The following is a 13,822-nucleotide window of genomic DNA, read 5'->3' as shown; positions in this document are numbered from 1 at the left end:
CCGGCGCGACCGGAGGGACCGGCGAACCCGGCCCGACCGGTGGCTGGTCATCCTCGCGGCACTGGGTGTGCTGGGTCTGCTCAGCCGGCTCCTCTGGCTCTGGCACCCCACCGACGACGGGACCCCCGTCTTCGACGAGAAGCACTACGTTCCCCAGTCCTGGCAGGTGCTGCGCGGCACCGAGGGCGGGGGCGGACTGCTCGTCGGCGGCATCGAGGACAACCCCGCCTACGGGCTGGTCGTCCACCCTCCCCTGGCCAAACACCTCGAGGCCCTCGGCATGGCCGTGTTCGGCAACAACCCGTGGGGCTGGCGCGTCGTCGTCGCCCTCCTCGCGGTGGGGGTCATCCTGCTCATCGCCGCGACGGCGCGCCGGCTCAGCGGCTCCGACTGGGTGGGGCTGACCGCCGGGATCCTGGCACTGTGTGACGGCATCCTCTTCGTCACCGGGCGCTCGGCGATGCTGGACCACTACCAGGCCTTCTTCGTCGTCCTGGCGGTCTACCTGCTGCTGCGGGACCACGCGCAGATGGAACAGCTGTTCCGGCGGGTCGCCGTGGAGGGGCGGATCACCGACTCCGCCCTGGGGCCCCGGGTGGGCTTCCGCTGGTGGCGTTTCGCCGCCGGTGCGGCCCTGGGGTGCGCACTCGCGGTGAAGTGGTCCGGGCTGTACTACATGGCGTTCTTCGGTGTGGCCGTCGTCGCCGTCGACTGGTGGCGCCGGCGCCGCCACGGTGTCGCCCGCCCCTTCACCGGGACCCTGGTACGCGACTGCGTGCCGGCCTTCGCCTCGGTGGTGCTGGTGCCCGTGGCCGTGTACCTGCTGTCGTGGCGGTCGTGGTTCGCCTCGGAGACCGGGGTGTTCCGTCACGAGGCAGCGGCAGGCAGCGACCGGATCAGCTCGTGGGGGCTGGACTTCCTGCCCGACACCTGGCTCAGCTTCATCTACTACCACGTCTCCGTGCTGGGCTTCCACGCCGAACTGACCAACTCCAACGGCCACCACCACCCCTGGGAGTCCAAGCCGTGGGACTGGCTGGCCTCCACCCGCGCCCTGCTGTACCACTCCGTCAGCGACGACAGCGGCCACCGCCAGGTCGTGCTGCTCATCGGTACCCCGGCGATCTGGTGGCTGAGCGTGCCGGTGCTGCTGTGGGGGCTGTGGCGCGTCATCGGCCGCCGCGACATGCGGTGGCTCGTGCCCCTCGTCGGTTACGCCGCGGGCTTCCTCCCCTGGCTGCTCAACGTCGACCGGCAGATGTACCTCTTCTACGCCACCAACCTCGCCCCCTTCCTCATCCTCGGGCTGGCGCTAGTCCTGGGACAGGTGTCAGGCTGGGCGGTCCGCCCCGGGGGAGCCTCCGCACCGTCACGCCCCCTGCACCCCGCCGTCGCAGAGGCCCGGCATCTATTCCTGACGAAGACCGGGATGCTGCTCACCGTCGCCTACCTGGTGCTGGTGGTGTGGATGTTCCTCTTCTTCCTGCCGGTGTTCACCGGGATGCCCCTCACCGACGGCCAGTGGCAGCTGCGGATGTGGCTGCCGGGCTGGACCTGAGTTTCAGCGGCCGTCACCCGGACGCCAGGTGGAGTTGGTCTCCACGTCTTCCGGGCTGTAGCTCACCGGGCGCGCCGAGAGTCCCCGGAGCGACTGCCGCAACGGCGCCACCGCGTGGTTCCTCGACAACCACACCCCCACCAGCGCGGCGCAGGCGGCCAGGTGCAGCAGCAGGCCTGCAATCAACGTGAGGTCCGTCGCCCCGCCCAGCACCCCCAGCACGATGTCGCGGGTGGCGAAACCCGCCCCGAATCCCCACAGTGCCAGGAACACCGGGAACAGTCCCGGTGCGGAACGGGGCCGGGCCGCACCCCACAGAAGACCCGCGGCCAGCGCCAGGCGCACCGCTGCGGCGTCGACCGCCAGGGACGCGACGTCCGGGTCGCCGGCGTTGGCCACCGCCCCGCCGGGCCCCGCACCGTCCACGGCCTCGGCGCCGCCCCCGGTCGCACCGGTGAGCAGCAGCAGTGACCAGATGACGTAGCACACCGCCACAGCCACCAGGGCGGCGCGGCTGAGCACCAGCGGCAGCGACCGGTTGCGCAGCCGGTGCGACAGGCGGGGCGTCTCGTCCGCCAACCGCACCATCGACTCCGCCAACGCGCGGGCGTCGCCGCCCGCCCCCTCCTCCGGCGCCACGGACATCCGCAGCCGACGGTTCAGGTCGCTCGCCGCGGCGAACCACTCACGGCAGTCGTCGCAGGCGGACAGGTGGGTGTCGATCATGTCGTCGTCGACGTCCGACGGTGCGTTCTCGCCGTCGAGCCGCGCCGACAGTGCGGCGCGGACCGCCGCGTGCATGTCGGTGTGCGGGCCGTCCTCCACCGGACTCACCCGAACCGGGACAGTGCTTTGTCGAGGCTCGCGCGCCCGGCGCCGAACACCACCAGCACGACGCAGGCGGCGAACAGGACGACGACCAGCTCACTGCCGCCCTCGGCGACGAACAGGCCGCTTCCCAGGTGCACGAAGTAGAACGCGGCGACCATGTCGAGTGCCAGCACCCCCGCCGCGGCCGGGGTCAGGAAACCCAGCACCAGCAACGCGCCGCCGAGCATCTCCACCACGGAGACCACCCACACCGACAGGGTCGGCTGGGGGATGTGCATCGAGGCCCACTGCCGGGCCGTCTCCTCCGCCCCGACGTGGAACACCTTGTCCCACCCGTGGGCGATGAAGACGACCCCGAGGGCGACACGCAGGATCAGCAGAGCGGCATCGCGGAAGGCAGGATTGTTCATGATGAGGTCATCTTATCCCCGGCCCCCACGGTCCGCGGCACTACACCGCCCGGATGTGGGTGCCGGTGTAGTCCGGGTGCTCGCCGTAGTCGCTGTAGCCACCGTGGTCCGCGTAGCCGGGGTAGTCGCTGTAGTCGTTGTAGTCGGCGTACTCCAGGTCGGCGAACTCCGGGTCCGCGTCGTCGCTCTCGAGGACGACGGCGCCGGGACGCAGCAGACGGTCCGGGACGCCGAGCTCACGGTCGTCGGTGTTGCGGACACCGAGACGGGCCCGCCGCATCCGGGCGATACGTCGACGACGCAGCTTCGCCTCCTCGACCACCTGGCGTCGCAGGTAGTACAGGTAGACACCGGACAGCGCGACCGTCACGACCACCGCTGACCAGACCGCACCGCCCAGGATCACCGCGGCGACGACAGAGACCACACACAGTGCCGCCAGCACGGAGAGGACGCGCTTGCGACGCAGCTGACGCTGCTCCACCAGGCGCTGCGACGTCTCCGGGTCGTAGAACCCACGGCCACGACGGGCCGCGGCGTAGTCGAGCTCCTCCTCGGTCAGTTCCCCGTCGCCGTACTCGTCATCGAAGAGGTCCGTCACCGGGGCGTCCCCGGACAGGGCGTCGGCCCCGTCGGTGTCGTCCCACTGCTCGTCCGTGCCCACGCTCACGTCGATGTCGCCGCCACGCAGGTACGCCACCGGGATGTCGGTGAATCGCCGGTTGTCCTCGCGCACCACCTCGACCTGCGGGGCCCCGTGCGCCTCATCCACCTCACGTGCCCCGGCGTCGTCGGCGTCCCCCGTGTCATGAACGTCGTCAGCGCTGTCAGCAATGTCTGCGTCATCAGCGCCGTCAGTGTCCACCGCGTCCACCCCGTCGACGTCGAACGCCGGGTCGTCGGCCGCGGTGACGTTGTCCACCGTGTCAATGACGTCAATGACGTCGGGGCCCCCGGAGCCCCCGGAAGCCCCGGCGACGTCGTCCGCCATGGTCGGGTCCACCGGTGCGAACTCGCCGGTGTCCTCCTCGTCGAGCGGCCGGTAGCCCACGACCTCACCGTCGATGATGCCCGGTACGTCACGTCCGGTGTCGTCGATGATCACCTGCTCGGGCTCCGCCTCGACCAGCTCGATGTCCTCGTCGACGTCCGCGTGGTACAGCGAATCCGCGGGCAGCGGGCGTTTGCGCGGACGGGAGATCTCCGCGCCCCCCTCGTGCAGCACGCGGGTCTCGGACAACGCCTTCGACGTCCGCCGGACCGGCGACTGGTTACGGAGGAACAACGGCGCGAGGAGAAGAAGCCAGACAACCGCGATCAGGATCAGAGAGCTGAGGGAGCCGGACACTAGCGGCCTTTCCTTTCACCGACGACAATCAGGACGCATCACGTTGGAACAGTGCCCCCGACCATACGTGCCGCCCCCGCGACGGCGCCGCAGGCGCGCCGCACCGTCAGGTGATTGCCAGCGGCGGCTCCTGCGCCGGCACCGCTACCCCGGCCGACGCTCCTCCACGGTCAGACCGACCAGGATGTGGTCCCTCCACTGGCCGTTGATGTGCAGGTTGCGCTGCAGCAGCCCCTCCTCCCGGAAGCCGACGTGCTCCAGCACACGACGGGAGGCCACGTTGGACTCCAGAACCGTGGCCTCCACCCGGTGCATGCCCACCCGGGTCATGGCGTGGTCCACGCCGAGCTCCACCGCCGTGCGCCCCACTCCCCTGCCACTGAACCCGGAGTACACCCAGTACCCGATCCAGCAGCTGCAGACCACACCGTGCTGGACGTTGCCCAGGGTCAGCTGTCCGGCGAATTCGCCGTCCACCTCGATGACGAACGGCAGCAGCGTGCCTTGCGAGGCCATGGACTGCAGGCCGGCGTAGTTGCGCCGCCACATCGCCCTGGTGTGAGCCTCCCACCACTGGCCCGGGACCGTCGGCTCGACCGGGCGCAGCAGATGCTCGTCGGCGTTGCGGTACTGGGCCCAGCGCCGGCCGTCCCGTCGGGACAGCGGCCGCAGGCGAACCCGCCCCGCGCCGGTGTCCACCGAGGGGGTTCTGGCCGGCCACCCGGGGTGGCGGTTCGTCAGCGGCACCGGAGGGTCACACCCGGTTGGTCAGGAACATCACGTCGACGACCTCACCGGGCTCGACACGGGTCCGGTCACCGGGCACCACCACCAGGCCGTTCGCCTGACCGTGACTGCCGAGCAGGTGGGTCGGCTCCCCACCGGCGGAGGCACCGAGCGGGTCGACCAGGAACTCGCCGGTCTCCCGGTCACGCATGAGCTGCGCACGGATGAACCCGCGGCGGTGCGGGGCCGACTCCAGGCCGGCGATCGTCCGGGCCTTGACCATCCGGCGCATCGACTGGCGCTGACCCCGCAGAATCTGCACCAGGGGTCGCACCATGACCTCGAAGGCGACGAGTGCGGCGCTCGGGTTGGCGGGCAGCAGGAAGGTCGGAACCCGGTCGGCGCCGAGGATCCCGAACCCTTGCACGGAGCCGGGGTGCATCGCCACGCGGGACACGTCCAGGTCGCCGAGCTCCTCCAGGATCTCCCGCAGCCGGTCGCTCGACGCGCCACCCACCCCACCGGCGATCACCAGGATCTCCGAACGGATGAGCTGGCCCTCGATGATGTCCCGGAGACGGCGGTCCTCGCCGCCGACGATACCGAGCCGGTTCACGTCCGCGCCCGCCTCTCGCCCGGCGGCGGCGAGGGAGTAGGAGTTCACGTCATGGACCTGCCCCAGGCCCGGGTCGCGGTCGATGTCGACGAGCTCGGGGCCGAAGGACATCACGGCCATCCTCGGCCGCGGGTAGACCAGCACCTTCGACCGGCCGACCGCGGCGAGCAGCCCCACCTGGGCCGCCCCGATCACCGACCCCTGCTCGACGACGACGTCCCCGGGCTGCACGTCGGACCCCGTACGGTGGATGAACTGGCCTGCCGCCACCGGCCGCAGCGCCTCGGTGCGGCGTCCGTCGTCCTCGGCCCAGTCCAGGGGCACGACGGCGTCCGCGAGAGTGGGGATCGGCGCGCCCGCCTGCACCCGCACCGCCTGCCGCGGCTGCAGCCGCACCGGCCGGTGCGACCCGGCGCCGACGTCACCGACGACGGGGAGCCTCGCCGACGGCACGTCCGGGTCGACGCTGCCGGCGTGACGGACGTCGACGGAGCGCACGGCGTACCCGTCCACGGCGGCCTGGTCGAACCCCGGGACCGAGGCGTCCGCCTCCACCTGCTCGGCGCACCGCAGACCCAGTGCCTCTGAAATCGCGGTGCGCACCGGTTCCGGTGTTACTGCCGCGGCGCTGACCGTGGCCAGCTGCTCCTCAACAGTTCTCACGTGGCCGTCCTCACAGGTTCTCGGGGTGTCTCAGGGGTGACGTGCAGGTTGTGACAGAGCAGACTCTACCGTCTCGGCGGGCCGGAACCGCCGAAGGTGGCGCCCATGTCGGGCACCACCTCCGGACTCCGGTCAGCGGGTCACTTCTCCAGCCGACGTGCCAGCCACCGTTCCAGTGACGGACCGTAGGACGGGTCGTCGAGGGCGAAGTCCACGCAGGCGCGGATGAAGCCGCCCGGGTTTCCCAGGTCGTGACGGTTTCCGCGGTGCACGTACACGTGCACCGGGTGGCCGTCGTCGATGAGCTTCGCGATGGCGTCGGTGACCTGGATCTCGCCACCCTTGCCCGGTGCCGTCTCGCGCAGGGCGTCGAAGATGGAACGGTCCAGGAGGTAACGGCCGGTGGCGACGATGTTCGACGGCGCGTCGGCGACGTCCGGCTTCTCGACCATGCCGGTCACCCGGCGGACCTGGCCGTCGGCGTCATCTGCACCGTCGGCACCCTCGACGTCCGCGATCTCGAAGACGCCGTAGTTCGAGACCTCGTCCTCCGGCACCTCGAAACCGCAAAGGACGGTGCCGCCGTACCGCTGACGGACCTTGATCATCTCGTTCATCACGCCGAAGGGCAGCACGAGGTCGTCCGGGAGCAGGACGGCGAAGGCGTCCTCGTCGTCGTCGAGGGCACCCTCGGCGCAGCCGATGGCGTGCCCCAGACCCAACGGACGGTCCTGGTTGACCGACACGGCGGTGATCATCTCGTTGACCGCGCGGACCTTGTTGAGCTGCTCGGTCTTCCCTCGCGCCTCGAGGGTGTCCTCCAGGAGTTCATCACGGTCGAAGAACGCCATGATTCCCTGCTTGCGGGGCGAGGTGACCACCGCCAGCCTGGATGCGCCGGCCTCGGAGGCCTCCTTCGCGATGAGTTCGATTCCGGGGGTGTCGACGACGGGAAGTAGCTCTTTGGGAACTGTCTTGGTGGCCGGCAGGAAACGGGTGCCCAGACCGGCGGCAGGAACCACGACAGTTCGGATCCCACCGGTGGAAACGCCGTCGGTGACGCCGTCTGGAGAGCCGGAGGGAACAGGTGAGTTGGTAGTTGCCATGTCCTGGATCCTACAGGGACCACCCCCAGTTGGCCGGACGGGACCACACCGACACAGGGAAAACGGACAAAAACAGGAGAAACCGGACAGCAGGGCGGGCAGGCCGTGGCGGCAGGTACCCCCGCCCCGCCCTATCATCGGCCGGTATGGAACAGGGAGACCACACCGACGTGCCGGCGGCGAAGCAGGCGCTCCGCCGACATATCCGCGACGCCCGCCGCGCCGTCCCCGCCGACGAGCGCACGCGACGCGACGCCTCCATCACCGCCCACCTGCTCCGTCTCCTGGCCCGGGACGACCAGGGGGACGGTGGCGGGACAGGTCCGGTCGCCGCCTTCGCCGGCCTCCCCGGGGAACCCGGCGGGCCCGGTCTGCCCGAGGCGCTCCACCGTGCAGGGCACGAGGTGTGGCTCCCCGTCGTCCCCGGCCCCTCACGCCCGCTGACCTGGCTGCCCTACCGGGGGGCGGCGGCGATGCGGCGGGGCGCGTTCGGCATCGCCGAGCCCACGACTGAGACAGGGACCACAGGAACCACGGAAACATCCGGGCACCGCTCGCCGATATCCAGCGTGGACCTGTCCGGGCGTGTCACCACCCTGGTCATCCCCGCTCTCGCCGTCGACCGGGACGGTACCCGCCTCGGCCAAGGTGGCGGCTACTACGACCGGACGCTCGACATTCTGACCGACCGCGGCGGACCTGGCAGACTGGTGGCGCTCGTCGACCACGCCGAGTTCGGGGTCGACGTCCCCAGGACGCCTCTCGACGCCCGAGTCCAGACCGTAGTGACCGACTCAGGCGTCTTCCCGACATCCGCCGACCACCGGGGACACCGGTAGCCGGACCTTTCCTCTCCACCCCCATCACAAGGAGTGCACCATGTTCAAGGGCTTCAAAGACTTCATCACACGCGGAAACGTGATGGAACTGGCCATCGCCGTCATCATCGGCTCCGCATTCACCGCCATCGTCACCGCCATCTCGGACTCGCTGATCCAGCCCCTGATCAACAGCTTCGGCGGTGCAGAGGTCGACGGACTGAAGTTCCAGCTGCGCGACGGCATGGAGAGCACCCAGATCGACCTGGGCGCGATCATCACCGCCGTGATCAACTTCCTCATCATCGCCGGCGTCGTCTACTTCCTGCTCGTCGCGCCGATGAACAAGCTCAACGAGCTCAACGCACGACGGAAGGGCATCGACCCCGAGGAGACCATCGCCTCCGAGGTCGACCTGCTCGTCGAGATCCGTGACCTGATCGCCACCCAGAGCGGCGTCAGCTCGGCCAACAACGGGCTCGCCGGTGAGATCGACGACTCCACCGACACCGGTGGACGCCACTCCGCCCGCTGACACCTCCCCCACTCACCAGTGGGGCGGGCGCTGCCCCTCCCAGAAGTCCTCACCGAACCCGGTGCCCCCGTCAGCCCCCTGTGCCCCTTCGGCGGCCCTGTCGTTCCTGACGTCGCCGGCACCCTCCCCGGTGTGCCGGGGGAGCTCCAGGTCGCGGTCCGGGGCGTGCGCCTGCCCCACCACACCGGTCTTGCGACGGTGTCTCATGCCCTGCTGATGTCCGCGATCACGTGTCGCACCAGCGGGCACAGCGTGGCCATCCCGTCGCGGATCGCCGCACGGGAGGACGCCAGGTTCACCACCACGGTCGAGCCGGACACGCCCGCGACACCGCGGGACAGTCCGCCGTCCACGGCGTTGCAGGCCAGTGCGGACGACCGCAACGCCTGAGAGAGCCCCTGGATGCGCTTGTCGAGCACCGCCTTGGTGGCCTCCGGGGTCTTGTCACGCGGGCTCACCCCGGTCCCGCCGACGGTGATGACCAGGTCCGCCCCGCCGACGACGGCGGTCTCCAGGGCCTGGCGCACCGCGGACTTCCGGGAGTCCACGGTCAACACCGCGTCCACCATGTAGTCCTCCTCCGCCAGCAGCTCCGCGACGAGCTCGCCGGACTGGTCGGCGTCGTCGGGGTGGTCGGTGACGATCACGACCAGGGCGTGCAGCAGTGAATGCCGGGGGTTGCCGCCCTCACGCTCGTTCTCCTGGATGTCCAGGGAGCGGAAGACGTCGTCACCGGGTTCGGTGATCTCGGCGTCCAGCCGCTCGATGGACTCCTTCTCGACACGGGCGAAGTCGTCGATCCCGGGCACGGTGATCACACCCGCCGGGTCCTGAATGCCGTCGATACGGTCGATACCGTCGATACCGTCGACATCGCTGGCCCGGTCGGTGTCGGCGTAGGGGTCGTGGGACATGGTGGTGAACTCCTCGGGAACTTCGGTGCCCGTCGCGGTGTGCGGGAAAAGGTGTGCGTGGTCACGTCAACGGTAACCGGCGGGCACGTCCGCTGTACAGGTCAGGGTGGAATAAGCCGTCGACGGGGTGCTAGTCGCCCTCGGACTCGGACAGCGTCACGGTGACCTCACGCTCGTTGCCGCCCTTGCCGTCGGTGACGGTCAACGTGACCTCGTCGCCGACATTGTGCGAACGGATCGCGGCGATGAGGCTGACCCCGCTGTCGACGATCCGGTCGTCGACCTTCGTCACCACGTCGCCGTCGCGCACACCGGCGTCCGCCGCCGGTCCTCCGCCGACCACGCTGACGATCTCCGCGCCACGGACCCGCGACTCCTCCCCGGTGTTCACACGCGCCCCGATGACCGGGTGGGTCGCCCGGCCGTTGTCGATGAGCTGCTGGGCGGTGTTCTCCGCCTGGTTCGACGGGATGGCGAAGCCGAGTCCGATGGACCCGGACTCCCCACCCATCTGACCGCCCAGGGTGGCGATGACCGAGGGGATGCCGACGAGCTCGCCCTGGAGGTTGACCAGGGCGCCGCCGGAGTTCCCGGGGTTGATCGCCGCGTCGGTCTGGATCGCGTCGATGAGCGACGCCTCGCCTCCGTCCTCGCCACCGGCCTGCACGGGCCGGTTCATCGCGGAGACGATGCCGGTGGTGACCGTGGACGACAGTCCCAACGGGGAACCGACGGCGACGACGGTCTCGCCCACCTGCAGGCCGTCGGAGTCGCCGATGGCGATGGGCTGCAGATCGTCGGCGCCCGAGGCCTTGACCACGGCAAGGTCGGTCTGGGGGTCCGTCGCCACGACCTCGGCCTCGAGCTGGCGCCCGTCATTGGTGGTCACGCTCATCTGTGCCCCGCCGCCTTCGGCGCCGGCGACGACGTGGTTGTTGGTGAGGATCAGACCGTCCTCGCTGATGACCGAACCGGAGCCTTCCGCCCCGCCCTCCCGCGTGGTCACCTGAATGGAGACCACACTGGGCAGGACGTTCTGGGCCACGGCCTCCACCGTCCCCGGGTCGGGTTCGGAGACGCTGGTGTTCTGCCGGTCGCCGGTGTTCCGCTGGTTCAGTGAGGTCGCCGGGGAGGAGTTGTCGCCGGTCTGGCTGATGACACCGGCGGTCACCGCCGAGGCCGCCACACCGACGGCGAGCACCAGGGCGGCGACTGCCGGTGTGGAGAACCGGCGCTGCGGCTCCTTCGTGGCGGCGCCGTTGAGGTGCGGCGGCAGTTCAGGGCCGGCCATAGGAGGCTGCACGGACCCGTCGTTGCTGGGGTACTGGCTGGAGAGCGCCTCCCAGTGCCGTTGCTGTGCGGCGGGGTCGGAGAACCCGGACGTCTGCCCGTCGTCCCTCCCCTGGTGCCGTCCCCACCCGTCTCCCCCGGTGGCCCCGGAGCCGTCCCCGGACGTCTCCCTGGGGGCGTCCTGAGAGGCGCGGAACCTTTCGTCGTCACTGCCGTTACGGTCTTCCCCGGACATCTGACTCTCCTTCGCCGGTACGTTCACCGGCTCACTCAAACTCACTCAACTGTCTCCGACACACACCATTGTGGTCGACCAGGGTTGGTGGTCCGTCCGCGCCACCTGACAGTGTCCTCCGAATCGCGGAGTACCGTTATCGGCGTCCATGGAGTCCGCACTCAGCGTTTCTCCAGGAAACAGGTGGCAGCGCGAAAGTGGGCGACGGACCTCCCCTACGCCCCCCTCTAGGGCGCGTCGTCGCGCAGGACGTAGCCCACCCCGCGCACCGTGTGGATCAGCCGGGACTCCCCGCCTTCCTCCGTCTTACGGCGGAGGTAGCCGATGTAGACCTCGAGAGCGTTGCCCGAGGTCGGGAAGTCGTACCCCCACACCTCCTCGAGGATCTTGGTGCGGCTGAGCACCTTGCGCTGGTTCTTCATCAGCAGCTGCAGCAGGGCGAACTCCGTGCGTGTCAGGCTGATCCTGCGGTCACCGCGGCTGACCTCCCGGGTCTCCGGGTTCAGGGACAGGTCCTCGAACGCCAGCGGCTTGACCTCGACGTTCTGCGCCACCGCGGTGCGCACCGACCGGCGGTGCAGCGAGCGCACGCGTGCGAGAACCTCTTCGAGGGCGTAGGGCTTGGACATGAAGTCGTCCGCCCCCGCGTCCAGTCCGGCGACGCGGTCCGCGACATCGTCACTGTCCGACAGCATGAGGATGAGGACGTCATTTCCGGCACTCCGGAGGTCGCGGCAGACGGTGAGGCCGTCGACCCCGGGCAGTTCGACATCGAGGATCACCAGGTCCGGCGCCTCCTGACGAACCAGGCGGAGGGCGTCATCGCCGTCTCCCGCTGCGGCCACGTCGTAACCGTTGAACGTGAGAGAGCGTCGGAGAGAGTCCCTTACCGTCTGATCATCGTCGACAACAAGAATCTTCATCCCGCCATTCTGCACCAGCGCAGAGCCGTTGCGACACCCCAAAACGCATCCCACAGTCAACTGACAGGGAATCTACACCGGACCTGAACTAGACGGAAACCTGCCGGTAAAGCCGGACCCGCCCCAGTGTACCTGCAGAAGTGCCTTTCCGCGCGCGGAAAGGCAAGGGAAAACCCCCGTCGACAGGGTCGACGGGGGTCACCTCACAGGTGCGGGGACTAGTCGAGGTCGACCAGGCCCAGCTTCGCTGCCTTGACCAGACGACGGGGGATCTGGACCTCACGGCCGTCGACCTTGACGCTCTGGAGTGCGACGTTGTCGGACTTCCAGTTCGAACGACGGTGGTGGGTGTTGGCGCGGGAAAGACGGCGCTTCGGAACAGCCATTGCTCTTAGCCCTCCTCGTTCTTCTTGGTACGGCGAACACGGTTGCCGTAACGACGCTGGAACTTCTCGACGCGGCCGGCGGTGTCCATGACACGCTGTGCACCGGTCCAGAAGGGGTGGGACTCGCTGGTGACGTCAACGACGATCAACGGGTACTCGTTGCCGTCCTCCCACTCCACGGAGCGGTCGGAGGTTGCGGTGGAACGCGTCAGGAACTGGTGGCCAGTGCTGGCGTCCTTGAAGACCACCGGGTGGTAGTCGGGGTGAATATCGTTCTTCATTCTCAATCCCTCAGGGTTGTGCGCCAGGTCGGTCCCCCTCATCCTGTCCACCGTTGCCGGCGACCGGGACGGCGAGTCGTGCCTGGGTCGGGTTTGGAGTGCGGGCGCTTCCGGCCGCCCCGTGGGATCACGGGCGGTCAGGTCGCAACACGATCGACCAGTCTATCCTCTCGCGCCCGCACGGGGAAATCCGACGGGCGGACGGCCCGGGGACCGCAGGACGAATACAGAAGGACCACAGAAGGACCACGGCAGGACCCTGGCAGGACGCCACCGGATTAGGACCGGAGGCCGGAATGGGGTAGTGTCGTGCAACGCTGTTGTCTTAGTAAACGTCATCGCACGCGCGATCGGCCCCAGACAGTGCCCCGGCCCCACATCCCGTCTAGATGTGGGTTTCTGCAGTGGTGTCTCCCACTGCCTGCGCGGCACAAGGGACCGGCTACGCGGGCGGAAGGAGAAAGATACCCATGTCGGCACATTGCCAGGTCACGGGTCGGAAGCCGAGCTTCGGCAAAACCGTCTCGCACTCGCACCGCCGCACGAACCGTCGCTGGAACCCGAACATCCAGCGTCGTTCGTTCTACCTGCCCTCTGAGGGTCGTTCCGTCACTCTGAACGTCTCCACCAAGGGCCTGAAGACCATCGACCGAGACGGCATCGAGTCCGTCGTCGCCAAGATCCGCGCACGTGGGGAGAAGATCTAGTGGCACGTAACGATATCCGCCCCATCATCAAGCTGAAGTCCACCGCGGGCACCGGTTACACCTACGTGACCCGCAAGAACAAGCGGAACAACCCGGACCGGATCACCCTGAAGAAGTTTGATCCGATCGTCCGGAAGCACGTCGAGTTCCGCGAGGAGCGTTAATCTATGGCCAAGAAGTCCAAGATCGCGAAGAACGAGCAGCGTAAGGAAATCGTCGCCCGTTTCGCTGAGCGCCGTGCCGAGCTCAAGGCGATCATCAAGAACCCGAACTCCACCGACGACGAGCGTGCCGAGGCACAGTTCGAGCTGAACCGTCAGCCGCGCGACGCTGCCCCGGTCCGCGTCCGTAACCGCGACGCCGCAGACGGCCGCCCCCGCGGCTACCTCCGCAAGTTCGGCCTGTCCCGTGTCCGCGTCCGCGAGATGGCTCACCGCGGTGAGCTGCCCGGCGTTCGCAAGTCCAGCTGGTAAAA

General features: G+C 69.0%; 18 protein-coding genes. 6 read left to right on the top strand and 12 right to left on the bottom strand.

Annotated elements, in window-relative coordinates:
• Positions 1–67: 67 nt before the first annotated feature.
• Positions 68–1,558 carry a phospholipid carrier-dependent glycosyltransferase gene (locus Q0A34_RS06335; protein ID WP_291479199.1) on the top strand — a complete coding sequence of 497 codons (1,491 nt, stop codon included), beginning with the start codon at positions 68–70 and terminating at the stop codon, positions 1,556–1,558.
• Positions 1,559–1,561: 3 nt separating this feature from the next.
• Here Q0A34_RS06335 and Q0A34_RS06330 read toward each other — a convergent pair whose 3' ends face one another.
• From Q0A34_RS06330 to Q0A34_RS06305, 6 genes are all read right to left on the bottom strand, one after another.
• Positions 1,562–2,392, bottom strand: a complete 831-nt coding sequence (locus tag Q0A34_RS06330; protein WP_291479162.1) for a zf-HC2 domain-containing protein — start codon at positions 2,390–2,392, stop codon at positions 1,562–1,564.
• The gene (locus Q0A34_RS06325; protein ID WP_291479161.1) at positions 2,389–2,799 is read right to left on the bottom strand and encodes a DoxX family protein; all 411 of its coding nucleotides are present in this window, start codon (positions 2,797–2,799) and stop codon (positions 2,389–2,391) included. The genes Q0A34_RS06330 and Q0A34_RS06325 overlap by 4 nt, the downstream gene beginning before the upstream one ends.
• Positions 2,800–2,839: 40 nt before the next feature.
• Complete coding sequence (gene glpR / locus Q0A34_RS06320; protein WP_291479160.1) at positions 2,840–4,147, bottom strand: gephyrin-like molybdotransferase receptor GlpR; 1,308 nt, start codon at positions 4,145–4,147, stop codon at positions 2,840–2,842.
• Between the two features lie 144 nt (positions 4,148–4,291).
• Complete coding sequence (locus Q0A34_RS06315) at positions 4,292–4,846, bottom strand: GNAT family protein (RefSeq protein ID WP_291479159.1); 555 nt, start codon at positions 4,844–4,846, stop codon at positions 4,292–4,294.
• 55 nt (positions 4,847–4,901) lie between these two features.
• A complete protein-coding gene (glp, locus tag Q0A34_RS06310) occupies positions 4,902–6,152 on the bottom strand; it encodes a gephyrin-like molybdotransferase Glp (protein WP_291479158.1) in 1,251 nt (416 codons plus the stop codon).
• A gap of 140 nt (positions 6,153–6,292) precedes the next feature.
• Positions 6,293–7,258 carry a UTP--glucose-1-phosphate uridylyltransferase gene (locus Q0A34_RS06305; protein ID WP_291479157.1) on the bottom strand — a complete coding sequence of 322 codons (966 nt, stop codon included), beginning with the start codon at positions 7,256–7,258 and terminating at the stop codon, positions 6,293–6,295.
• Between the two features lie 146 nt (positions 7,259–7,404).
• On the opposite strand from Q0A34_RS06305, the gene Q0A34_RS06300 reads away from it, so the two are divergent.
• Positions 7,405–8,097: a 5-formyltetrahydrofolate cyclo-ligase gene (locus Q0A34_RS06300; protein WP_291479156.1), complete on the top strand. Its 693-nt coding sequence runs from the start codon at positions 7,405–7,407 to the stop codon at positions 8,095–8,097.
• 40 nt (positions 8,098–8,137) lie between these two features.
• The gene (mscL, locus tag Q0A34_RS06295; protein WP_291479155.1) at positions 8,138–8,611 is read left to right on the top strand and encodes a large conductance mechanosensitive channel protein MscL; all 474 of its coding nucleotides are present in this window, start codon (positions 8,138–8,140) and stop codon (positions 8,609–8,611) included.
• Between the two features lie 12 nt (positions 8,612–8,623).
• Here the strand turns inward: mscL and Q0A34_RS06290 are convergent, their stop codons facing one another.
• From Q0A34_RS06290 to Q0A34_RS06265, 6 genes are all read right to left on the bottom strand, one after another.
• Positions 8,624–8,818 carry a hypothetical protein gene (locus tag Q0A34_RS06290; protein ID WP_291479154.1) on the bottom strand — a complete coding sequence of 65 codons (195 nt, stop codon included), beginning with the start codon at positions 8,816–8,818 and terminating at the stop codon, positions 8,624–8,626.
• Positions 8,815–9,525, bottom strand: a complete 711-nt coding sequence (locus tag Q0A34_RS06285) for a molybdopterin-binding protein (protein ID WP_291479153.1) — start codon at positions 9,523–9,525, stop codon at positions 8,815–8,817. The genes Q0A34_RS06290 and Q0A34_RS06285 overlap by 4 nt, the downstream gene beginning before the upstream one ends.
• A 130-nt stretch (positions 9,526–9,655) precedes the next feature.
• The gene (locus Q0A34_RS06280) at positions 9,656–11,050 is read right to left on the bottom strand and encodes a trypsin-like peptidase domain-containing protein (protein ID WP_291479152.1); all 1,395 of its coding nucleotides are present in this window, start codon (positions 11,048–11,050) and stop codon (positions 9,656–9,658) included.
• A 227-nt stretch (positions 11,051–11,277) separates the two neighbouring features.
• Positions 11,278–11,973, bottom strand: a complete 696-nt coding sequence (locus tag Q0A34_RS06275; protein WP_291479151.1) for a response regulator transcription factor — start codon at positions 11,971–11,973, stop codon at positions 11,278–11,280.
• 218 nt (positions 11,974–12,191) lie between these two features.
• Positions 12,192–12,359: a 50S ribosomal protein L32 gene (gene rpmF / locus Q0A34_RS06270; RefSeq protein ID WP_244803794.1), complete on the bottom strand. Its 168-nt coding sequence runs from the start codon at positions 12,357–12,359 to the stop codon at positions 12,192–12,194.
• A gap of 5 nt (positions 12,360–12,364) precedes the next feature.
• Positions 12,365–12,640: a type B 50S ribosomal protein L31 gene (locus Q0A34_RS06265; protein WP_038546832.1), complete on the bottom strand. Its 276-nt coding sequence runs from the start codon at positions 12,638–12,640 to the stop codon at positions 12,365–12,367.
• Positions 12,641–13,110: 470 nt separating this feature from the next.
• On the opposite strand from Q0A34_RS06265, the gene rpmB reads away from it, so the two are divergent.
• Genes rpmB through rpsN form a run of 3 tightly spaced genes read left to right on the top strand, consistent with a single transcriptional unit; the run spans position 13,111 to position 13,820 of the window.
• Positions 13,111–13,347, top strand: coding sequence for a 50S ribosomal protein L28 (gene rpmB, locus Q0A34_RS06260; RefSeq protein ID WP_291479150.1), 237 nt, complete (start codon positions 13,111–13,113; stop codon positions 13,345–13,347).
• The gene (gene rpmG / locus Q0A34_RS06255) at positions 13,347–13,511 is read left to right on the top strand and encodes a 50S ribosomal protein L33 (RefSeq protein WP_010187624.1); all 165 of its coding nucleotides are present in this window, start codon (positions 13,347–13,349) and stop codon (positions 13,509–13,511) included. Before rpmB ends, rpmG begins: the two co-directional genes overlap by 1 nt.
• Before the next feature lie 3 nt (positions 13,512–13,514).
• Positions 13,515–13,820: a 30S ribosomal protein S14 gene (gene rpsN, locus Q0A34_RS06250; RefSeq protein WP_291479149.1), complete on the top strand. Its 306-nt coding sequence runs from the start codon at positions 13,515–13,517 to the stop codon at positions 13,818–13,820.
• The last annotated feature ends 2 nt before the right edge of the window (positions 13,821–13,822 follow it).

This window comes from Corynebacterium sp. (assembly GCF_022712195.1).
In the GTDB taxonomy this organism is placed as follows: domain Bacteria; phylum Actinomycetota; class Actinomycetes; order Mycobacteriales; family Mycobacteriaceae; genus Corynebacterium.
Note: the sequence above shows the minus strand (reverse complement) of the source record. Positions and strands in the feature narration are given on the sequence as shown.